General features: G+C 73.7%; 16 protein-coding genes. 6 read left to right on the top strand and 10 right to left on the bottom strand.

From position 1 onward, the window contains the following. Positions 1 to 142: 142 nt before the first annotated feature. The gene (locus tag ACR807_RS28680; RefSeq protein ID WP_438924555.1) at positions 143 to 1231 is read right to left on the bottom strand and encodes an XRE family transcriptional regulator; all 1089 of its coding nucleotides are present in this window, start codon (positions 1229 to 1231) and stop codon (positions 143 to 145) included. A 204-nt stretch (positions 1232 to 1435) separates the two neighbouring features. Here ACR807_RS28680 and ACR807_RS28685 point away from each other — a divergent pair, with 204 nt between their 5' ends. Both ACR807_RS28685 and ACR807_RS28690 read left to right on the top strand, forming a co-directional pair. After that, positions 1436 to 1666, top strand: a complete 231-nt coding sequence (locus tag ACR807_RS28685; RefSeq protein WP_438924556.1) for a hypothetical protein — start codon at positions 1436 to 1438, stop codon at positions 1664 to 1666. 90 nt (positions 1667 to 1756) lie between these two features. Beyond that, a complete protein-coding gene (locus ACR807_RS28690) occupies positions 1757 to 2554 on the top strand; it encodes a hypothetical protein (RefSeq protein ID WP_438924557.1) in 798 nt (265 codons plus the stop codon). A gap of 37 nt (positions 2555 to 2591) precedes the next feature. On the opposite strand, the gene ACR807_RS28695 is transcribed toward ACR807_RS28690, so the two are convergent. The 4 genes from ACR807_RS28695 to ACR807_RS28710 form a co-directional block, all read right to left on the bottom strand. After that, positions 2592 to 5300 carry a helix-turn-helix transcriptional regulator gene (locus tag ACR807_RS28695; RefSeq protein WP_438924558.1) on the bottom strand — a complete coding sequence of 903 codons (2709 nt, stop codon included), beginning with the start codon at positions 5298 to 5300 and terminating at the stop codon, positions 2592 to 2594. A 2-nt stretch (positions 5301 to 5302) separates the two neighbouring features. After that, a complete protein-coding gene (locus ACR807_RS28700) occupies positions 5303 to 6640 on the bottom strand; it encodes a zinc-binding dehydrogenase (protein WP_438924559.1) in 1338 nt (445 codons plus the stop codon). Between the two features lies 1 nt (position 6641). After that, the gene (locus tag ACR807_RS28705) at positions 6642 to 7211 is read right to left on the bottom strand and encodes an NADPH-dependent FMN reductase (RefSeq protein ID WP_438924560.1); all 570 of its coding nucleotides are present in this window, start codon (positions 7209 to 7211) and stop codon (positions 6642 to 6644) included. A gap of 541 nt (positions 7212 to 7752) precedes the next feature. Next, positions 7753 to 10011, bottom strand: coding sequence for a terpene synthase family protein (locus tag ACR807_RS28710; protein WP_438924561.1), 2259 nt, complete (start codon positions 10009 to 10011; stop codon positions 7753 to 7755). Positions 10012 to 10279: 268 nt separating this feature from the next. Here ACR807_RS28710 and ACR807_RS28715 point away from each other — a divergent pair, with 268 nt between their 5' ends. From ACR807_RS28715 to ACR807_RS28730, 4 genes are all read left to right on the top strand, one after another. Then, on the top strand, positions 10280 to 10738 hold the full coding sequence (locus ACR807_RS28715; RefSeq protein ID WP_438924562.1) for an SRPBCC family protein: 459 nt from the start codon (positions 10280 to 10282) through the stop codon (positions 10736 to 10738). A gap of 109 nt (positions 10739 to 10847) precedes the next feature. After that, positions 10848 to 11666, top strand: coding sequence for an ABC transporter ATP-binding protein (locus ACR807_RS28720; RefSeq protein ID WP_438924563.1), 819 nt, complete (start codon positions 10848 to 10850; stop codon positions 11664 to 11666). Between the two features lie 25 nt (positions 11667 to 11691). Next, positions 11692 to 12660 carry an ABC transporter substrate-binding protein gene (locus ACR807_RS28725; RefSeq protein WP_438924564.1) on the top strand — a complete coding sequence of 323 codons (969 nt, stop codon included), beginning with the start codon at positions 11692 to 11694 and terminating at the stop codon, positions 12658 to 12660. Continuing rightward, complete coding sequence (locus ACR807_RS28730; RefSeq protein WP_438924565.1) at positions 12660 to 14693, top strand: iron ABC transporter permease; 2034 nt, start codon at positions 12660 to 12662, stop codon at positions 14691 to 14693. Before ACR807_RS28725 ends, ACR807_RS28730 begins: the two co-directional genes overlap by 1 nt. Before the next feature lie 115 nt (positions 14694 to 14808). On the opposite strand, the gene ACR807_RS28735 is transcribed toward ACR807_RS28730, so the two are convergent. From ACR807_RS28735 to ACR807_RS28755, 5 genes are all read right to left on the bottom strand, one after another. Then, positions 14809 to 16002 carry an IS701 family transposase gene (locus ACR807_RS28735; RefSeq protein ID WP_438924566.1) on the bottom strand — a complete coding sequence of 398 codons (1194 nt, stop codon included), beginning with the start codon at positions 16000 to 16002 and terminating at the stop codon, positions 14809 to 14811. Positions 16003 to 16575: 573 nt separating this feature from the next. Beyond that, positions 16576 to 16893: an STAS domain-containing protein gene (locus ACR807_RS28740; RefSeq protein ID WP_438924567.1), complete on the bottom strand. Its 318-nt coding sequence runs from the start codon at positions 16891 to 16893 to the stop codon at positions 16576 to 16578. Further along, a complete protein-coding gene (locus ACR807_RS28745; RefSeq protein WP_438924568.1) occupies positions 16890 to 18869 on the bottom strand; it encodes a glycogen debranching protein in 1980 nt (659 codons plus the stop codon). The genes ACR807_RS28740 and ACR807_RS28745 overlap by 4 nt, the downstream gene beginning before the upstream one ends. Continuing rightward, positions 18866 to 20671, bottom strand: a complete 1806-nt coding sequence (locus ACR807_RS28750; protein ID WP_438924569.1) for an AGE family epimerase/isomerase — start codon at positions 20669 to 20671, stop codon at positions 18866 to 18868. Before ACR807_RS28750 ends, ACR807_RS28745 begins: the two co-directional genes overlap by 4 nt. Then, entirely contained in the window at positions 20661 to 21278 is a 618-nt protein-coding gene (locus tag ACR807_RS28755; protein ID WP_438924570.1) for a DJ-1/PfpI family protein, read from the bottom strand. Before ACR807_RS28755 ends, ACR807_RS28750 begins: the two co-directional genes overlap by 11 nt. Positions 21279 to 21394: the final 116 nt, after the last annotated feature.

Here is a 21394-nt window from a genome sequence, read left to right on the forward strand (position 1 = left end):
GCGGTCTCCAGGTAGGACGACGGGCGGTTCGTGGGCACGATGACCGCGTCGACCGACCCGGGCGGGCAGTCGGCCGCGTCCACCGCGGTCAAGAGCTTCCCGTGGGACTCGTGGTGCCTGACGGGCGCGAACGTCGCGACGGTCAACTCCGGCCCTCCGGCCATTCGAACAGGCGGAACGCCGACTGGGTCCAGTCGGGGGTGACGACCTGGCCGTTGACCACGAACACCCGGGTCAGGACGCTGTAGGAGTCGCTGTCCCCGAAGCGCTGCGCCAGGTACTGGGTGTTGCGGTCGCGGAACCGGATGTCGGTCAGCGTGCGGACGACGCCGAGGGTCCCCCGGCCGTACATGCCGTTGCAGATGGTCACGGTGCGCTTGGCGTTGAACGGGTTGACGCCGCGGTAGAAGTGCGCGACGTCCTCCTGGAGCTCCTCGTGGCCGGGGCCGCCGCCGAGCTTCGGCGCGAAGAGCCGTTCCGCCTCGCCCGGCCCGCGCACCACGAACCCGCCCGCGTCGGACTCGTCGTGCCTGCCGACCTGCGTGATCGGCATGTCCAGGCGGTACTGGAGCTCCCGGGTGACGGAGTTCCAGTCCACCCCGCCCAGCAGCACCAGGTGCGTGGTGTAGTCGTCGGGCGTGAGGCTGGACGCGGTGCGGAAGTTGACCTGGTTGTTCGGGTTGACGGACCGGATGTGCCCGTACAGCTCGATCAGCGCGTCCAGGTCGGCGTAGGTGTAGAGCTCGACGTGGTCCGGCTGCGTGGGGTCGGCGTAGGGCATCCGCGCCCGCATCGCCTCCGGCAGTTGCGCGACCACGATGGTGATGTCGTGCAGGTCGTCGAAGTACCAGAACCCGCCGTCGCCCTTGCCGTCCGGCCGCGTCCCGCCCTGCCCGGTGCGCTTGTGGAGGTCGGTCAGCTCCTCCAGCAGCTCCTCGCGGCGGGCCAGTTCGTCGTCGGTCAGCTCGTCGAGCGGGAGCAGGTGGTACGGGCGGGCGGTGACGGAGCGGCGGGTGGCGAAGAACGTCGCGTAGGCGGCCAGGCGCGACAGCGGCGGCACCTTCGGCTTCGAGCTGCTCTCCCACGAGGACAGCAGCGGCACGCTCGTCGGCTTCTCGGCGCTGAACGCGGTGGCGAGGTCGCTCTGCGTGATGCCCACCTCGGGCCACTCGGCTTTGCGCAACGCCTTGAGGCGCTGGGCCAGCGAGCTGGGGTCACCCGGAACGACCACGTTTGCGCGCCCTTCAGTAAACTTCAGCATAGCGGCTGAAGTGCAGAACATACACCACACCGAAAAAAGTGACGAGCCGGAAACCCTAAAAGTGCCTTGTCATCCGGGTACAGCTGGACTTACCCTCAAGTTACTGAGGTTCATCAAACTTCAGTAAGTAGAGCTGAAGTTCACCCAGGAAGCCATCCGGGGGTTGCCATGAACATGCTCGCCGCGTTAGCCCAGTCCGACGGGACCACCTCGTTCACGCCGGTAATCGTGATGATCATGATGGCCGCGATGGCCCTGGTGCTGGGCCTGGCCCGGATGCTGCGCCGGGTGCTCGGCATCGTGACGAAACTGCTCCTCTCCGCCGGCGCCGCCATGACCGGGTTCGCCACGGTGCTGGCGTTCTGCTCGGTCCTCACCACCGTCATGCTGGTGTACATCAGCTGACGCACGCGTGCACGGGCGCCGACGTCCCCGTGCGGCGGCCCCCCTTCGACTACGGTGTGCGGGCCCGGGAGCCGAAGGGGGAGTCGCACGATGGACCTGCCTGGCAGAACGCCGCGCGGGGGGACGGCCGTCGCCGGGGCGGTGGCGCTCCCCGGTCGGGGTCCACACCGGACGTCCACACCGCACCTGCTGGAGGCCGAGCAGCTCGTCGGCTACCTGTCGCTGCCCACGTGCCCGCTGTCGAACAACACCTACAAGGAACCGGACCAGCCGAACGTGGTCCGGTGGGGCACGCCCGGCGACGCCTCGGACTGGGTGAACCGCAGCCAGTGCGCGTCGTTCCAGACCGCGGTGCTCAGGCGGACCTACCGGTGGGCCACGAGCCGGTTCTTCCGCACCCACTTCGGCCTGGCCAGCCCGTTCGCCCGCGACTACCGCCGGGTGTTCGCCGAACGGGACGTGCCGCACTTCGAGCGGGTCACCCGGGTCGCGGACCTGCGCCCGGGCGACCTGATCGCGGTGGACTACCGCAACGACCAGGACACCAACACCGGGCACGTGGTGATGGTCCGCGCGCTCAAGGGCGCCTACACCGCGCCCGCCCGCCGCCTGAACTTCCCCGGCGAGACGCAGTACGCGGTCGAGGTGGTCGACTGCACGTCCGAGCCGCACGGCCTGTACGGGGTCGGCAACTACCGGCGGTACCCGGACAACCGGATCTTCAACGCGGGCGCGCGGACCGACGGCGCGGGCTACGGGCACATGATGTTCTACGCCTCGGACGAGACCGGCGCGTTCACCCGCTACCGGTGGAGCGTGAACACCTCGTCCGCGGGCACGTACCCGGTGGCCCGGCGGCCGGTGTCCGCCGCCAGGGTCGTGGGCTGACCGACCGGAACGGGTGAAGTCCCGCCCGTTCCGGTCGTCACCCGGTCAGGTCCAGCCTGCCCAGCTCGACGCGCGAGGCCACGCCCAGCTTCGGGTACGCCTTGTAGAGGTGGTAGCCGACCGTGCGGGGGCTCAGGAACAGCTGCGCGCCGATCTCGCGGTTGCTCAGGCCCTCGGCGGCCAGCCGCACCACCTGGAGCTCCTGCGGCGTGAGCGCGCCCAGCGGGTCCGGTCCCGGCAGCGCGCGGCTCTCGCCGGTGGCGCGCAGCTCGGCGCGGGCGCGGGCCGCCCACGGCGCGGCGCCCAGGCGGTCGAACAGGTCGAGGGCGGCGCGCAGGCGCACCCTGGCGTCGGTCCGGCGGCGGGCGCGGCGCAGCCGCTCGCCGTGCAGCAGCTCCGTGCGCGCTCGTTCGAACGGGTGACCGTCGGACGCGCGGTGCAGCTCGACGGCCTCGGCGAACCACCGCTCGTCGTCGTCGAGCAGGGCCCGGCAGCGCAGCGCGACCGCCCGCGCCCACGGCTGCCCGGTCTCCTCCGCCCAGCGCGCGAACCAGTCCGCCGGCTCCCGCGCCACCTCGGGCCGCCCGACGCGCACGGCCGCCTCCACCAGGTCCGGCAGGCTGCCGATCGCGTACAGCCGGTGCCGTCCCGCGGCCACCTCCGCCAACCGGTCCAGCACCGCCTCGTGCCGCCCCAGGCCCAGGTCGAGCAGGGCCAGCGCGCACGCCGCCCGCACCGACGCGGGCGGGCCGCCGGTCATCAGGGCCGCCAGGTCGGTGCACCGCTCCTCGTCCCCCTGCACGGCGGCCAGCTCGCCGAGCACGCTGAGCAGGTAGCCGACGCTGAACGACTGCCCGATGTCCGCCGCGATCCGCAGCCCCTCCTCGGCGGTCACCCGCGCGTCCCGGTACCGGCCGAGGTGCAGGCGCCCGCGGGCCAGGTAGGCCAGGGCGCGCGGCAGCACGCCCAGCGCGCCCTCGGTGCGCGAACGGCGCTCCAGCTCCAGCGCCCACGTCATCGCCGCGCCGTCATCGCCGAGGACCAGGTTCCACCAGGCGACCACCGCGCTGCCCGCGCCCGCCGCGCGGGGCGAGCCGACGAGGTGGCGCAGCGCGGCCATCGCGCCCCGCACGTCACCGTCCTCCAGGCCCAGCGCGGCACGGGCCGTGGCCCGCACGTCCTGGTCGCCGGGCAGGCCGGTCGAGCGCTCCGCCAGCTCCCGGACCGCCGCGAAGTCCCGGGCCGCCCACGCGTTCTGCGCGGCGTTGAACAGCAGTTCGCCCGCCAGCTCCGGGTTGCCGTGCCGCTCGGCGCACGACGCGGCCCGCGCCAGCGTCGCCGACGCCTCGCCCAGGCGGCCCTGCTCGGCCGCGACCCTGGCCTGGACGCGGGCGACGCCGGCCAGCTCGACGGGGTCGCGCAGCAGGTCCCAGGCGCGTTCGGCGAGCGCCGAGGCCCGGTCGAACTGGCCCGCCGCCCCCGCCGCGCCCGCCGCCGCGACCAGCCTGCGGCCCCGCTGCGCCGGGTCCGGCGTCAGCTCGGCGGCCCGCTGGTGCGCGGCGGCCTCCGCGCTGAACCCGCCGCGCCGCCGCGCGTCCTCCGCGGTGCGGGCCAGGGCGAGCGCCACGTCCTCGTCCTGGCCGGTGGTGGCGCTCGCCAGGTGCCAGGCGCGGCGGTGCGGGTCGTCGCGAGTGGCGTCGGCCAGCGCGCGGTGCACGGCGAGCCTGCGGACCAACGGCGCGCCCCGGTAGGCGGCGGCGCGGATCAGCGGGTGGCGGAAGGCGAGCCCGCCGTCGCCGGAGCGCAGGAGCTGGCGCTGCTCGGCGGCTTCGAGGTCGTCGACGGACGCGCCGAGCAGGCCCGCGGCCCGGAACACCACGCCCGGGTCGCCGGTGTCGTCGGCCGCGGCCACCAGCAGGAGCGTGCGGGTGCGCTCCGGGAGGGCGGCGATGCGGTCGGCGAACGCCTGCTGGACGCGGCTGTGCGTGGGCAGGGCGGCGACGTGGTGGGCGTGCGCGGCGGGCAGGTGCCCCTCCCGTTGCGCGGCGGGCAGTTCCAGCAGCGCCAACGGGTTGCCGCGCGCCTCGACCGCGATCCGCTCGCGCACGTAGCGCGGCAGGTCGGCGGCGTGCTCGTCGAGCAGCGCGGCGGCGGCGCGGTCGTCCAGGCCGGTGAGCCGCAGCTCGGGCAGGCCGGGGGCGGGGAACGGCGGGGCGTGCAGGTCGCGGGCCGCGAAGACCACCGCGACGCCCTCGGCCTCCAGGCGGCGCGCGGCGAACACCAGCGCGTGCGCCGAGCCCGCGTCGAGCCAGTGGGCGTCGTCCACCAGGCACAGCATGGGCCGCTCCTCGGCGAGGTCGGCCAGCAGGGTCAGGACGGCCAGGCCGACGAGGTAGGTGTCGGCGCCGTCGGCGGGGGCCAGGCCGAGCGCGCCGCGCAGCGCGGTGGCCTGGGCGGGCGGCAGGGCGTCGACGTGCTCCACGGCCCGGCCGAGGAGGAGGTTGAGGCCGGCGAAGGGGACGACCGACTCGGACTCGACCGCCGTGCCGCGCAGGACGCGGAAGCCGGTGCTCGCCCGTGCGGCGGCGTGGGCGAGGAGGGCCGACTTGCCGATGCCCGCCTCGCCGCGCACGACGAGGACACCGCTGCGACCGGAGCGCGCGTCGGACAGCAGGCGGTCGACGACGGCGAGTTCGGCGGACCTGCCGTGGAGGACGGCCCCAGGTCGGTTCGCCTCGGACGGCATGATCACGACCCTAGCCGGCGGTCGCGGTCGGGCAGGGCGGGGTGGGCGGGGCGGTCGCGGTCTGGACCGGGGCCGGGATGGCCGGGGCCGGGGCAGGGATGGTCGGGGCCGGGGTCAGCGGGGCCGGGGTCAGCGGGGCCGGGGTCAGCGGGGCCGGGGTCAGCGGGGCCGGGGTCAGCGGGGCCGGGGCCAACGCGGTCGGGGCAGGCGTGGTCGGGACCGGCGCGATCGGGGCAGGCGTGGTCGGGACCGGCGCGATCGGGGCCGGGGTGGGCGCGGTCAGGGCGGGCGGGGCCGGAGCGCGCGGGGGTGGGGTGGTCGGCGGCGGGGTGATCGTGGTCGGGGCGGTCGGCGGCGGGGGTGTCCGGGAGCAGGACGACTTTGCCGACCGTCCGCCTGCCCTCCAGCGCCTCGTGCGCCCGCGCGGCCCCCGCCAGCGGGAACGGGTGGAGCACCGGGGTGAGCGCGCCCGTCGCCGCCGCCGTCAGGGCGCGGTCCTCCAACACCCGCAGGCCGCCCGCCCGGCGCGCCACGTGCGGTCCGGCAGCGACGGTGGCCGTCAGCGACCGGGCGAACAGGTCCTCCGTGGACACCCGCAGCAGCTCCCCCGACGCCGCGCCGAACATCACCAGCCGCCCGCCCGGCGCGAGCAGGTCGAGCGCGCCCCGCCCCTCCGCGCCGCCGACGCCGTCCAGCACCGCCGTCACCTCCCGTCCCCCCAACGCCGCGACCACCTCGTCGCGCCACCCATCAGCCCGGTAGTCGACCGCCGCCTCCGCCCCCGCCCGCAGCACGGCCCGCCGCTTCTCCGCGCACCCGGCCAGACCGACCACCGCGGCACCCGCGCGGGACGCGCCCTGCACGAGCAGCGTGCCCACTCCCCCGGCCGCGCCGGTCACCAGCACCACGTCGTCCGGGCCGAACGCCGCCGCGTCCAGGACGCCGACCGCCGTGCTGCCGGTGCAGATCATGGCGACGGCGGCGGCGAGGTCGAGCCCGTCCGGCACCACGTGCAGGGCGTCGACCTCGCGCACGGCCAGCTCGGCGTACCCCCCGCTGGCGAGGCCGAGCTGGGTGACCACGCGCCTGCCCAGCCACGCGCCGTCGACGCCCGCGCCGACCGCGTCGACCACGCCGGCCACCTCGCTGCCGGGCGTGGTCGGCAGGTGCGGCAGCGGCATCCACCCGGTGAGGCCGCGCCGCACCGCCGCGTCCACGAGGTGCACCCCCGCGGCGCGCACCGCGATGCGCGCCTGCCCCGGACCGGGCGACGGGTCGTCGACCTCCTCCAGGCGCAGGCGGTCGGGGTCGCCGAACTCGTGCAGGCGGACGGCACGCACGTCAGACCCCGTACGGTCGCTTGGCGCGGGCGTCCTTGAGCGCCGTTCCCCACCACACGAGCTGGTCGAGGACGGTGGTCGCGGCCTTGTTCACCTCGTCGGCGTCGAGCGGACCGCCCTCGTCGTCGAACCGCGCCCACGCGCCGTGGAAGCTGACCGTATCGCGCACCGTGACGGCGTGCAGCTCGGCGAAGACCTGCCGCAACTGCTCGACCGCGCGCAACCCGCCGCCCACGCCGCCGTAGGAGACGAAGCCGACCGGTTTGGCCTGCCACTCGGTGAAGTGCCAGTCGATGGCGCTCTTGAGCGGTGCGGGGAAGCTGTGGTTGTACTCGGGGGTGACGATGACGAACGCATCGGCCTCGGCGAGGCGCGGTGACACGGCGGCGACCTCGGGCGCGGGTTCCTCGCCGAAGCCGTGCAGGGTGTCCGGCAGGTTCAGGTCGGCGAGGTCCAGCACGTCGACGGACAGGTCGTCGCGCTGCTTGGCGCGGTCGGCGAACCAGGTGGCCACGACCGGCGCGAACCTGCCGCGCCGGGTGCTGCCGATGATGATCGCGAGCTTGAGCATGGGTTCCTCCGTCGGTGTGGTACCGACGCTAGGAGCCGTTCGGCGGGCCGGGCATCCGTCACCTGACTGGCGCACATGACTGGAGCGCACAACTGGCACCCGGAGCCCGCGCTCGAACCTGATGGATAAACCACCGATAAGGATTGTTCAACAATCCAACACACCTTCGGCGCGCGCCGCGACCAGCACCGCCAGCAAGATCAACTACACGGCGAGGATTGTTCAACAAACCGACAATGTGCTGGTACTGGCTGGTGTGCGGGAAAGGTGAGGCTGGACGGGGGAACTGGGCGCGGCCACCCGGATGGTCGAGGCGAGATTCGGCTCGACTGCGACCCGGCTGCGGCTTGGCTGCGGCTTGGCTGCGGCTTGGCTGCGGCGCGTTCGGCGAAAACCGGCGGGCGGCAGCGGGTAGGGCGGTGGGATGGCCCGCCCGCTGCTGCCCGCCGCTGCCCGCTGCCGCTCGCCGCCCGCTGCCGCTCGCCGCCCGGTGTCGTTGACTCGCTGCTCGCCTTTGGTCCGCCGCTACCTGCCTGGCTGGTCAGCCCTTGTGCGCCGGCAGGCGGGTGGAGGCCGTGCCCAGGCCCGTTGGGCCGCGCAGGGCCATCGTGATGCCCTGTGGCTGGCTGTACTGGCTGTGCTGGCCGTGGTGGCTGTGCTGACCGTGGTGGCTGTGCTGACCGTGGTGCTTGAGGAGGTCGGCGTCGTGGTAGCGGATCACGGCCTCGTGCCAGTTCAGGATGCCCGCCATCCAGTCCTCCAGTTCGCGGGCGTGTGCGGTGAGCGCCTGGCGCGCCTCCCGGTCCAGGGCGAATTCCTCGAACAACGCCGGCAGCTCGTGCTCGACCGAGTGCCGGAACTGGTTCAGGCGCGCGTTGGCCAGGTCCGTCACCACCTGCCGCGCGCGGTCGCGGTCGACGTTCAGGAAGTTCTCCACCACCACGCCCAGGTTGTGCACCTCCCCCTCGTACTGCACCTCCTTGCGGTACGAGTAGAGGTCGTTCACGAGCATCGCGTAGTCGGTGGCGGAGTTCTCGATGTTGCGGATCGCCCGCGTCCGGTAGACCTCCGGCGGCACCAGGCGGCCGTGGCCGAACCTGGCGAGGCTCATGGTGAGGTCCGAGCCGAACGTGCGCCGCCGCATCTCGATGTAGTCGACCGGGTCGGGCACGCGGTTCTCGTGCTGGTTCTTCAGCTCCCACAGCCAGCTGTCCAGCATGACGTCCACGGACTCGCGCAGCTGCCGCCTGCTCTCCGGCGGCATCCCGGTCGTGGTGCGCACCCACACCGAGTCCAGCATGCGCTCCAGCGGCGTCACCGCGGCGGGCGCGACGCCCTCCAGCGGCATCATCCGCTTCAGCCGCTCGGTGACGACCTTGGCGGCGACCACGTCGGGCGTGCGGCCGAACGCGGCCGGGTAGTGGTCGTCCCCGTAGGTGCCGAACGTCAGCCACATCACGGAGGTCACCATGTCGTCCAACGTGCCGTCCGGGTCGATGCCCGCCGAGCACAGCGCGAGGTCCATGTCGCGGCAGCGCTCCTCGGTCCACACCCGCGGCACGTCGTCGAACACGCCCATGTCGCGCGCCCAGCTCACGCCGCGCTCCAGCGCCTCCCGCCAGTGCGGGTTGACGCGCAGCTCGAACGGCATCTCCAGGGCCGGCTTCGGCAGCGGCGGCACCTCCTGGAACGGCCGGCGGGTGTGGGCGCGCAGCCGCTGCGGCGCGGTGGCCAGCAGCGAGCGCAGCGCGGACGTGCCCAGGCCGGTGGGGCCGCCGAGCGCCGGGGAGGCGGTGACCGCGCCCTCGTTCATGTAGCGGCTGGAGCGGGCGTGCCACTCGTGCCCGCCGGCCTGCCAGTCCTGGAGGCCCTTGACGTAGGCGAGCACCGCGAGGCGGCCCGCCGGGTCGACGCCGTGCTCGTCGAGCAGCGGCGGCACCTCGGTGACGGCGGTGTGCTCGAACTGGTGCAGGCGGGAGGTGAGCAGGTCGTTGACCGCCTCGGCGGCCTCCTGAGTGGGGACGTCGAGGAACTTCTCCAGCACCAGCACGCCGTTGCTCAGCTCGCCCTCGTCGAGCACCTCGCGCTCGTAGGAGAACAGGTCGTTGCGCAGGTGCACGGCGTCGGAGAAGGTGTCGCGCAGGACGCCCATCGGCCGCGACAGCGCGATGCGGGCCGGGACCTCCATGCCGGTGACGTGCTCGACCAGGTTGGCGGACCACGGCGCGCCGCCGACCTTGCGCCGCATCTCGATGTACTCGATCGGGTTGGACAGGCGGCCCTCGGAGATGTTCAGCAGCTCCCACATCGACTCGTCGAGCAGGTGCTTCGTGTTGTCCGCGAACCGGCGGCGCCAGTCGGCCGAGTGGGCCGGGACGGTGCGCTCCCAGAGGTCCTTGAGGCCCTTCTCGACCGGGTTGGTCGGCTCCTCGGTGATCGGGCCGTCGACCGGCATGAACAGCGGCAGCCGGTCGAGGTACGCCTTGGCGCCCGCCACGTCCGGGTTGCGCTTGTACAGCTCGACGAAGTGGTCGTCGAAGTAGAAGACCCACACGTACCAGTCGGTGACCAGGTCCAAGTCGTCCGGCGACGCGTCCGGGTGGGTGTAGGCGCACAGCAGGGCGTAGTCGTGGGAGTCGAGGTCGTCCTCGGTCCAGACGACCGCGCCGTGCTGCGGGACGTCGATCATGTCCATCTCGTACGCCCACGCCTTCGTGTGCTCGCGCGCACGCTCCAGGTTGGGGTTCAGCCGCGCCGGGTGGGGCGTGTAGAAGTCCGGCAACTGGAACGGCTGCGGCATCTGGGGCGCACCTCTCGGCGGTGTGTGGCGTGTGGCGGGGCGGGCGTGCGGCGGGGCAGGCGGCACGGGGCGTGCGGCACGGGGCGGGGCGTGACGGGGCGTACGGGGGTGTACGCAACCAGTGCCGGGGGGCGGCGGCCAAGACCCGGCGCACTGATCCACACGTTCGAGCGCACCCGTCCCCTGGGTGGCCCAACGCGGTGGTGCTCCCGGTGGTCATCCACCGCACGACGGGTGTCCGTTCGGGTTCGGGTGCACACTGGGCGGCGTGCCTGACTTGGAGCCGGTCGACGCGGAGTTCTTCGGGACGGCGCCGGAGCGCCACGTCTTCGTGCTGGACCTGCCGGTGTCGCCCGAGCGCGTGTGGCGCGGCCTGACCGCGACGAACGCGCTGTGGTGGTGCCGGCTGCTGTCGTCGGTGGAGTACACCTCGCCGCGCCCGTTCGGCGTCGGCACGACCCGGCGCGCCTCCGTGCTGGGCGCCCTGCGGCTGCGCGAGCGCTTCTTCCGCTGGGAGGAGGGGCGGCGGCAGTCGTTCGCGGTGGACTCGGCGAACCTGCCGGTGTTCCGCCGGTTCGGCGAGGACTACCTGGTCGAGCCGGCGCCCGGCGGGTGCCGGTTCACGTGGACGTTCGCCTACGAGCCGAACCTGCGCTTCGGCGGTGCCGTCAACGCGCGGGTGTTCGCCTCGATGGCCGCCGACACGCGGCGCCACTTCCGCCGGTGAGGCGACCGCGCCCGACCCTGGCCTGATCGCCCGCTGTCACCGGACGGCCCGGGAAGTGCGGCGGATCACGCCCGTACGGGTGATCTTCAACTTAGGTTAGGCTCCCCTCATGTCAACGGGAGACGCGCTGCTCGCCGGGGAGTCGCTGGTGCTCGCGCACCACGACCGGGCGGTCGTGGAGGGGGTCTCGCTGGAGCTGCGCGCGGGCGCGGTGACCGCGCTCGTGGGGCCCAACGGGTCCGGCAAGTCGACCGTGCTGCGCTCGCTCGCGCGCCTGCACAAGCCGCGCGACGGGCGCGTCCTGCTGGGCGAGCGGTCGGTGTGGGGGCACTCCGCGCTGTCCGGCAAGGAGTTCGCCCGCAACGTCACCCTGCTGACGCAGCAGCGGCCCACGCCGTCCGGGGTGTCGGTGCGCGACGTCGTCTCCTACGGGCGCTACCCGTACCGGTCCGGCTGGCGCGGCGTCGACCTCGACGGCAACGCCGCCATCACCCGCGCCATGGAGCTGACCGGCGTCACGGCGATGGCCGCGCGCGGCGTGGACGAGCTGTCCGGCGGCGAGCTCCAGCGCGTCTGGCTGGCCTCCTGCCTGGCGCAGCGGACCTCCGTGCTGCTGCTGGACGAACCCACCAACCACCTGGACCTGCGCTACCAGGTCGAGGTGCTGGACGTGGTGCGCGACCTGGCCGACGACCACGGCGTCGCGGTCGGCGTGGTGCTCCACGACCTCGACCACGCGGCGATCGTCGCCGACGAGGTGGTCCTGCTGTCCGAGGGCCGGGTGGTCGCCGCCGGCGGTGTGCGCGACGTGCTGACCACCGACCACCTCTCCCGCGCCTACGGCGTCACCGTGCACGTCGCCGAGGACCCCGTCACCGGAGCCGTCCACTGCCGCCCGCTCGGCCGGCACACGCCCCGTCCCGCCTGAACACCCCGAGAAAGAGGTACGCGCCATGCGCCTGCTGACCCCTGCCCTCGTGACGGCGGCCGTGCTGCTGTCCGCGTGCGGCACCACCGAGGCACCCGCCGGGAGCACGCCCACCACCGGCGCCGGCGGACCGGTCACCGTGACCGACGCCCGCGGCAAGGCCGTGCGGCTGGAGGCGCCCGCCGCGAAGGTCGTCGCCCTGGAGTGGGCCGAGGCCGAGATGCTCGCCTCGCTGGGCGTGATGCCGGTCGGCGCCGCCGACACCGCCGGCTACGAGACGTGGAACGCCGCCGTCCCGCTGGCCGACTCGGTGAAGGACGTCGGCACGCGCGCCGAGCCCAGCGTGGACTCGATCGTCGCGCTCGACCCGGACGTCGTGGTGATGCCCGAGGGCCGCGACGCGACGCTCGCCGGCCGGCTGGAGGAGTACGTCCCGGTCGTCGTCACCAAGGGCAGCGACGCGGCCCGCAACCTCGACCGGCTGGGCGACGACCTCAGGATCGTCGCCAAGGCCGTGGGCAAGGACGCCGAGGCCGACGAACTCCTCGCCGGGATGAACGCCGCGCTCGACGCGGGGAAGACCGCCGTCGCGCAGAAGGACCTGGCGGGCACGCCGTTCCTCATGGCCGACGGCTGGCTCAAGGGCAGCACGGTCAACATCCGCCCGTTCGGCAAGGGCTCGCTGGTCTCCGACGTCGCCGAGCGGATGGGCCTGGTCAACGCCTGGACCGGCGAGGTCGACGCCCAGTGGGGCCTCGGGCAGACCGACGTCGAGGGCCTGACCGCGCTGGGCGACCCGCGGACCGTGCTGTTCTACAGCGCCTCCGAGGACGACGTGTTCACCACCGGCCTCGCGCAGAACCCGGTGTGGCAGCGGCTGCCGTTCGTCACCTCGGGGAAGGTGTTCAAGCTGGAGCCGGGCACGTGGACGTTCGGCGGGCCCGAGTCGGTCGAGCGCGTCGCCGACCAGGTCGTGAAGGCGCTCGCCGGCTGATGCCGCGCACCGCCGCCGCGACGGCGGGGATCGTGGCCGCCATCGTCGCGCTCTCCGCCGTCCACCTCACCCAGGGCACGTCGTCGACCGGTGTCCTCGACGTGCTCGCCGCCCTCGTCGGGAACGGGGACGCGCAGACCCTCGCCGTGCTGGAGGGGTCGCGCGTGCCGCGTCTGCTGACCGCGCTGCTGCTCGGCGTCGCCCTCGGCGTCGCGGGCGCGGGCATGCAGTCCGTGGCGCGCAACCCGCTGGCCTCGCCCGACACGCTCGCCGTGAACGCGGGGGCGCACCTGGCCGTGGTGGCGATCGCGGCGTTCGGGGTGGCGCTGCCCGCGCTGCCCGCGGGCGCGGCGGCGTTCGCCGGCGGTCTCGCGGCGGCGGTCGTGGTGCTGGGCCTGGCGGGCGGCGGGTCCGCGAGCCCGCGCCTGGTGCTCGTCGGGTCGGCGGTCGCGCTGACCCTCCACTCGGCGACGTACCTGTTGCTGCTGCTGTTCGAGCAGGAGACGTCCGGCCTGTTCGGCTGGGGCAGCGGGTCGCTGACCGTGAGCGACCTGGAGGGCACCGGGCAGGTGACGCCGGTCGTGGTGGTCGCCGTGGTGGCGCTGGTCGCGATGGGCAAGTCGCTCGACGTCCTCGCCCTGGGCGACGACAACGCCACCGTGCTCGGGCTGAAGGTGCGGCGCACGCGCGTCGGCGCGGTGCTGCTGACGGTGGCGCTCACGGCGGCGGCGGTGACCGTGGCCGGGCCGGTCGGGTTCGTCGGGCTGAGCGCGCCGGTGATCACGCGGCTGCTCGTGCCGTTCGTGCCCGGGTTGGGGCGGCACCGGCTGCTGCTGCCGGTGTCGGGCCTGGTGGGCGTGCTGGTCGTGCTCGGCGCGGACGTGCTGCTGCGGGCCGTGATGGGCTCGGCGGGGGCGGTGCGGGTGCCGACCGGCGTGACCACGACGATCCTCGGCGCGGTCGTGCTGGTGTGGTTGGCGCGGCGCGCCCGGTCGAGCGGCACGCCGCGGCAGGCGCCCGCCGGTCGGGTCGGCGTGGCCGGGTCGACGCGCCGGCTGGTCGTGACGTGGGTGGTGCTCGCGGCGCTGCTGGTGACCGCGCCCGTGGTGGGGCTGATGCTCGGCGACCGGCTCGTGCTGCTGGGCGACCTGGCGAACTGGGTGTCCGGGCGCACCGGGACGGCGCTGACGTTCGTGGTGGACCAGCGCCTGCCGCGGGTGCTCGCGGCGCTGGTGGCCGGCGCGGCGCTGGCCGTGGCGGGCTGCGGCACCCAGTCGGTGAGCCGCAACCCGCTCGCCGAACCCGGCCTGCTCGGCATCACGGCGGGCGCGGGCCTGGGCGCCATCTCGCTGATCACGCTGGTGCCGCTGGCCGGGGCGTGGCAGGTCGCCGGTGCCGCCGGGGTGGGCGCGGCGCTGGCGTTCGCGCTGGTCTACGGCCTGGCGTGGCGGTCGGGGCTCGACCCGGACCGGTTGGTGGTCATCGGCATCGCGTCCTGGTCGGGCGGGACGGCCCTGATCACGCTGCTGATCACCACCTCCGACCCGTGGAACACGGCGAAGGCGCTGACCTGGATGTCGGGCTCGACCTACGGGCGCACCCTGGAGCAGGTCGTGCCGACCCTGCTGGCGCTGGCGCTGCTCCTGCCGCTGCTGTGGGCGCGGCACCGCGAGCTGGACCTGCACAGCCTCGACGACGACACGCCGCGCGTGCTCGGCCTGCCGGTGGAGCGGTCGCGGCTGGTGGTCCTGGTGGCGTCGGGCGTGCTGGCGGCCACCGCGGTGTCCGCGATCGGCGTGGTCGGCTTCGTGGGCCTCGTCGCGCCGCACCTGGCGCGCTCGGTCGTCGGCGGCCGGCACGCGCGCGTCCTGCCGGTGGCGGCGGCGCTCGGCGCGGTGCTGGTGAGCGTCGCGGACACGATCGGCCGCACCGCCATCGCGCCCGCGCAGGTCCCGGCGGGCCTGGTGATCTCGTTGATCGGCACGCCGTACTTCGTGCTGGTGCTGTGGCGGACGCGGGAGACGCGCACCTAGCCCGGCACCCCGGGGAACCCGGCAACCCGGGGAACCCGGGGAACCCCGGCGCCGCCGCACGCCGCGCCGGGTCCCCCCTCGGCGCGTGCCTCGTCGTTGAGGCACGCGCGACCGCTCAGGACGGCTGCCGCACCCGCTGGGCGAGCACCGCGCTGCGCTTGGCGAAGGTGTAGGCCGCCGACACGAGCGTCATGTGGTGGTGCCAGCCCCGGTACGAGCGGCCTTCGAAATCGAGGAGACCGAAGTGCGCCCTCAGGTCTTGAAGGTCGCACGCGGTGCGCTCGACGAGTGCCCCCAGTGACATCACCTCCGCCGCGCGGAGGTCGGTGCGGTTGGTCAGCCAGAGCTTCGCCCGGCCGCCCTGCCGCGAGGTGCCGACGAGCTGGAGCGCCGGGCCGCCGCGGCGGCCCGGGTCGGCGGGCAGCCGCACGGGCACCGACACCGCCTGCGTGGCGCGGTGCTTGCCGTCCACGCCGGTCGACCAGGTGACGACCTGGCGGTGCTTGATGTCGGCGCCGCGCAGGCAGTCCCGCGCCCGCAGCACGTTCGGGCCCCGGTGCGGCCCGTAGCCGGTGTGCACGGCGGCGAGGTGCGGTCCGGGGACCACCTCCAGCGTGTCCGGCACCTCGAAGACGAAGTCGCCCCCCAGTTCGGCGAGCTTCGCCATCAGCCGGTGGGCGCCGGCGCTGTGCCGCAGGTCGCCCACCACGGGGGCGCGCGGGATGCCCCACTCGCCCACCTCGTCGACCATGTCGAGCGCGTACTGCCAGTCCGGCTGCGCCCGCACGGACTCCGGGATGTAGGCCCGGTCCCGGCGGCGGTGGTCGTCGGTCCACCGGCGGCTCAGCTGGACGCGCCAGTCGACCGGGATGGCCGCCGCCTCGCCGGCCAGGAAGAGACCCGTGCCGATCTGGCAGTTGATCGCGCGGCCCTCGCTCGGCACGAACCTGCGCTCGACCCCGACGGAATGGTCACCGCGTTTCGGGATGGTCGTGTCGGCGATCACCCAGGCTCGTGGCCGGAGCAGTTCGTCGACCTCTTCGGCAATTTTTGACCGAACATCCCGCCAGTCCCACGGGCTTTGGTTGATGAATTGTTGGAGCGATTGCGAAACCGGTAGCTCAAGAACCTCCTCGGCGATTCTTCGGACAGACTTGCGGCCGTGTCCAAGCAACAACCCCCTGAGATATACCTCAGCCCATCTGCGCTGGTCAGACCGGGCAAGAGAGCTGAACTTGTCTTGCGCGAAGTGTGTCACCTCATCATTCTTGGCAAGCGAAAGAGCAGTGCGAAGACTGTCTTCGACCACCGTGGACCCCCGAAACTGTCACATAGCGTACTGAACCGATACTCCATATGGGCAACGCGACCTGCAAGCGATACTCGCCGAAGTCGGTGCGACCTCGTGAGGTCCGACGTAAGCGCTATCGTTGAATGGTTATCCACCGTCCCGAAGATGATCACACTCCGTAGGTGGCGACGATTGTGAGGGTGCTGCGGTTTTTCCGCCGACGCCTCCGCCAACAGGAGGAAGTCGACTCCGGGCGATGCCGCGCCGGAGGCGAACGATCACCCTCGGTGACACAAGGGGCCGATCGGCCCCTGTAGTCCCGGTCCGTGCAAGAAGACGCAATTCGGTCACCACCCCCTCTACGCAGGGTGATGTACTTGACTGTTCAACCTCTTTCGGACGCCCCCGCCCACCTGCGGCAAATCCGATCGGGGGAACGCCCGCTGTCCGAACGGATTCCGCCGGACGGGCGCGCCGGGATTGCCCGACCCGGTCCGCGATCGACATTCGACCGCGGTACCGGGTGGGGGTCCCGCCGGCGCGCCGCGCCCTTCGCGGACTATTTCCGGACCGGCCGCGGGGGCATTTCGCTCACGCCGCGCGCTCGGCGATCACGACCGCCCGGTCGAACCCCGCCAGCCGGATGACGTCCACGACCGCCGGCCGGGCGCCCACGACGATGATCGACGTGGCGGGCGGCAGCTGCTGCTGGGCGAACGCCAGGCAGCGCACGCCGGCCGACGACAGCACCTCCAGGCCGGTCAGGTCCAGCACCAGCCGGTCCAGCGGGCGCCGCGCGGCCTGCTCCACCAGCGACCGGAACACCGGCGCGGTGTCCGCGTCCAGCTCCCCGGTCAGGTAGACGGTCCCGGTGCGCCCGGTGAACCCCAGGTACGCCTCGAAGCTCACAGTCCCCCCTCGTCCACGGGCCGCGCCTCCAGCACGACCACCGATTTCCCCGCCACGACCAGCGCGTCGGCCGGGCCGGCCGAACCGGAGGTGTCCACGACGACGTGCCACGCGGTGCCCTCCGGCGCCCCGGGCGGCACCACGTCCACGGCCGCCAGGTCCGTGTTGGCCGCGACGAACACGGTGTCGCCCGCGTCCCCGTCGTGCAGCAGCACGGCCACCAGCCGCGACGCGTCCGACCAGTCCGGCTCGAACGGCCGCGCGCCGTGCCAGCTCACCGCCGGGTACCGCCACCCCGGCACGTCCTCGCCGCCGGGGTGCTCGGCCCGCCGCAGCACGGGGTGCCGGGCGCGCAGGTCCACCAGCGACCGGGTGAACGCGACCAGGTCGGCGTTGCGCCCCGCCAGCTCCCAGTCCACCCACGTGGTGTCGTTGTCCTGGCAGTAGGCGTTGTTGTTGCCGCGCTGGGTGCGGCCGAACTCGTCGCCGCCGAGCAGCATGGGCACGCCGTTGCTGACCATCAGCAGGGTCAGCGCGTTGCGCGCCTGCCGCGCCCGCAGCCCCAGCACGGCCGGGTCGGACGTGGGGCCCTCCCAGCCGCAGTTCCAGCTCTCGTTGGCGTCGTGGCCGTCCCGGTTGCCCTCGCCGTTGGCCTCGTTGTGCTTGTGGTCGTAGGACACCAGGTCGGCGAGGGTGAACCCGTCGTGGCACGTCACGAAGTTCACCGACGCGCCGGTGCCGCGCCCGCCGTAGAGGTCGGGCGAGCCGATCAGCCCGCCCGCCAGCTCGCCCGCGCTGCCCGGCCGGGCCACCAGGAACCGCCGCAGCGCGTCCCGGTACCGGCCGTTCCACTCCATCCAGCGGCCGTAGGACGGGAACGACCCGACCTGGTACAGCCCGCCCGCGTCCCACGCCTCGGCGATGAGCTTGCGGTCGGCCAGCACCGGGTCGTGCGCCACCGCCTCCAGCAGCGGCGGGTTGGGCAGCGGCGCGCCGTCCGTGCCGCGCGCGAGGACCGACGCCAGGTCGAACCGGAACCCGTCGACCCGGTACTCCACCGCCCAGTGCCGCAGGCTCGCCAGGACCAGCTCCCGCACCACCGGGTGGTTGCAGTTGAGCGTGTTCCCGGTGCCGCTGAAGTTGTAGTAGCCGCCGTCCGGCGTGAGCAGGTAGTACACCTCGTTGTCCAGGCCCCGGAACGACTGCGTCGGCCCGCGGTGGTCGCCCTCGCCGGTGTGGTTGAACACCACGTCGAGCACGACCTCGATGCCCGCCCCGTGCAGGTCGCGCACCAGCTCCTTGAACTCGCGCGGCGAGCCGTAGGACGCCTTGGGCGCGAAGAACCCCACCGGGTGGTAGCCCCACGCGTTGAGCCGCTCCGGCGCGCCGGGCACGTCGGTCTCGTCGAACTCGAAGACCGGCATCAGCTCCACGCAGTTCACGCCCAGGTCGCGCAGGTGCGGCACCTTCTCCCGCAGGCCCGCGAACGTGCCGGGCGCGGCCACCCCGGACGAGCCGTGCCGGGTGTAGCCGCGCACGTTCAGCTCGTAGACCACCAGGTCCTCGACCGGCACCCGCGGCCGGACCGCGCCGCCCCAGTCGAAGTCGTCCGGCGGCACGACCCGCGCCCGGTGGCGGGGCCGCTCGCCCCACACCTCGCCGCCCGCGATGAGCCTGGCGTGCGGGTCGAGCAGCAGGTCGCCGCCGTCGACCCGGTAGGCGTAGTGCACCAGGTCGGGGTCCAGGCCCAGCACGGTCATCGCCCACACGTCGCCGACCCGGTACTCGCGCGGGAACGGCAGCTCGGCCACCACGTCGCCGCGCTCGGGGTCGAGCAGCACCAGCGACGCGCGCCGGGCCGAGGCGGACGCGACCGCGAACGCGATGCCGTCCGGCGTGGCGGTCGAGCCCAGCGGCAGCGGCGGGGCGGGCGCGACGCGGAACCCGTCCACCCACCTGTCGGCGGTCGCGGTCACGCCCCCTCCACGGGGGCCAGCCGCGCCTGCACGGTCACCGCGGACGCGCTGTCCGGCAGCCGCACGGTCATCGCCCCGGCGTCGAAGTCCGCGTACGGGACGCCGTCGACCAGGACCCGGTCGAGCCGCACCCGGCCGGCGGGCAGCACGTCCGGCGCGACCCGCAGCAGCCGGCCCGGGAAGTCCGCGTCCGGCCCCGGCCTGAACCACAGGTCCAGCGGCTCGCCGCGCACCAGCAGTCCGCTGTAGACGGTCGCCAGGAAGCACAGCTCCGCCGAGTGGTACATCGACATGGAGTGGCTGCCCTTCAACCGCTCCGTGCCCGTCAGGTACGGGATGCCGTTGTTGAGCACGTTGAAGTACACGCCGCCCTCGTCGTGGTCGAGGAAGAACGCGTTGTAGAACGCCGCCGCCTCCCGGCCGTGCGCCAGGAACTCCGGCGAGCGCCGGTGCCCGGCCAGCGCCAGGTAGGCCAGGATCGCCTGCTCCTGCTGCCACCACGCCTTGCGGTCGTGCCACACGAAGTCGTGCGGCGGCTGCCGCTGCACCAGGTCGTACCAGCCGCCCCGGTGCCCGTCGCGGCCCACCGCCGGCATCGAGCGGGCCAGCTCGTCGGCCGTGCGCGCGTAGTCGTGCTTGGCGCGCACGGCGTTCATCCGGGTCAGGTTCCAGGCGATCTTGAGGTTGTGCCCGACGACCGCCCGGTCCTGCTGCCAGCCCCACGACCGGTCGGGCGTCCAGTCGCCGTGGAAGCGCTCCTGCACGAACGGCGTGCCCCGGTCGGGGAAGTGCGACACGATCATGTCGAAGGTGTGCTCCAGCATGTCGAGGTGCCGCTCGTCCCCGGTGGCCAGGTACAGGTTGAACAGGTACGCGGGGGCGTGGTCGCCGACCGAGTTCCAGTTCTTGCGGGCCCGGTTCGGGCCCAGCGACGCGGCGTGCGGGCTCAGCTCCACCGGGTCGACGTGCGACCAGTACCCGCCGCGCGCCGGGTCGGCGAAGAACCGCTCGAACAGCCTCATCGTGCCGTCGACGTCCGCCTTGATCGCCGGGTCGCCGGTGAGCCGGTAGGTCTGCACCAGCCCGGCCAGCGCGTAGATCTGCTCGTAGGCGGGGATCGCGCGCTGGTCGTCGTCGAACTCGGAGGTGAACAGCTTGCGCTCGCGCCCGCCGTCCACGTCGACGCCGTGGTACCAGTACGTGACGCCGAGGTCGGTGTCGACGAACCGCATGTGCTCGCGCAGGTACGCCGAGCCGCGGTCCGCGACGGTCAGGAAGTCCTCGTCGCCGGTCAGCATGTACGCCGACGCCATGCCGTACACCAGGCGGGAGATCGTGTCGGTCTCCTGCACGTGCCGGCCGCCCTTGTCGCCGCCCAGCCGGATCTCGGTGCGGTAGTCGGCGTAGTCGACCTCGCCCGCGCCGAACTGGGCGCGCCGGTAGAACCGGGCCAGCTCGCGCAGCTGGTCGACCCACCAGCCGGGCCGCTCGAACACGTGCTCCTCGGTCTCGTCGCCGACCAGGAGGAGCTGCGCGACCTGGTAGCGGAGGCCGTCCGGCTCCGGGTAGACCGGGCCGTGCGCGAACACGAACCGGCCGGGCACGAGCAGCTCGGCGAGCCGGCCGGTGGCGTCCCGGTGCGGCTCGCCGAGGTTGCGGACCACCTGCGCGGACGTGGTGCCCGTCAGGCGCAGGACGACCGTGCGGCCGTCGGGCGTGCGGACGGCGAGCCTGTCGCCCGCGAACGACTCGACGCGGCCCGCGGTGGTGTCGGAGAAGGTGTGAGCGAGTTCAGCGCCCACCGCTCCCCCTCGCGACCAGCATCTCGATCACGGTGCGGGCCAGCAGGTTGCACTGCTCCGCGGTGCGCGAGGTGACCAGGTCGCCGTCCACGACCACGTCGCGGCCGGTGTAGACGGCGCCCATGTTGCGCACGTCGCCGACCAGGTTGTTGTGGCAGGTCACCGGCCGGTCGCGGACCAGCTCGGGCACCGAGGACAGCAGCAGCAGGCCGTGGCAGGAGAACGCCTTGACGAGGTTCGGCAGCCGGAACGCCCGCCGCATCACCTCGACCGCGGGCGCGGCCCGCTGCACGTCGTCGGTGTAGCGCAGCCGGTCCGCGACCATGCCCGAGGGCACGATGAGCGCGGAGAACCGGGACAGCTCGTCGTAGTCCAGCGCCTCCAGGTCGCCGCTCACCTCGATGGGCGCGCGCTGCTCGTGGCCGGTGAAGGTGAGCGAGTCGCCGCCCCACAGCCGGGTCAGCAGCTCGACCTGGGCGCCCTCCTCGGCGAACCTCATGCGGTAGTAGGAGATCTCCTCCTCGACGTAGTCGCTCTCCATCAGGATGCCGATGCGCCTGCCCTGGAGCCGCCCCTCGGTGGCCGGGGCCTCAGCGGTCTGGGTCATGTCGTCGCCTTCGTTCGGAAGTGTGGGTGGGTGGCGCGCCCGGCCCGGCGGTTCGCCGAACTCGTCGGGCCGGGCGCGCGGCCACCGGGACCGCCCCCGCGGCGGTCGCCGGTGGC

Origin of the sequence: Saccharothrix sabaoui, from assembly GCF_051756985.1 — a bacterium.
GTDB lineage: Bacteria > Actinomycetota > Actinomycetes > Mycobacteriales > Pseudonocardiaceae > Actinosynnema.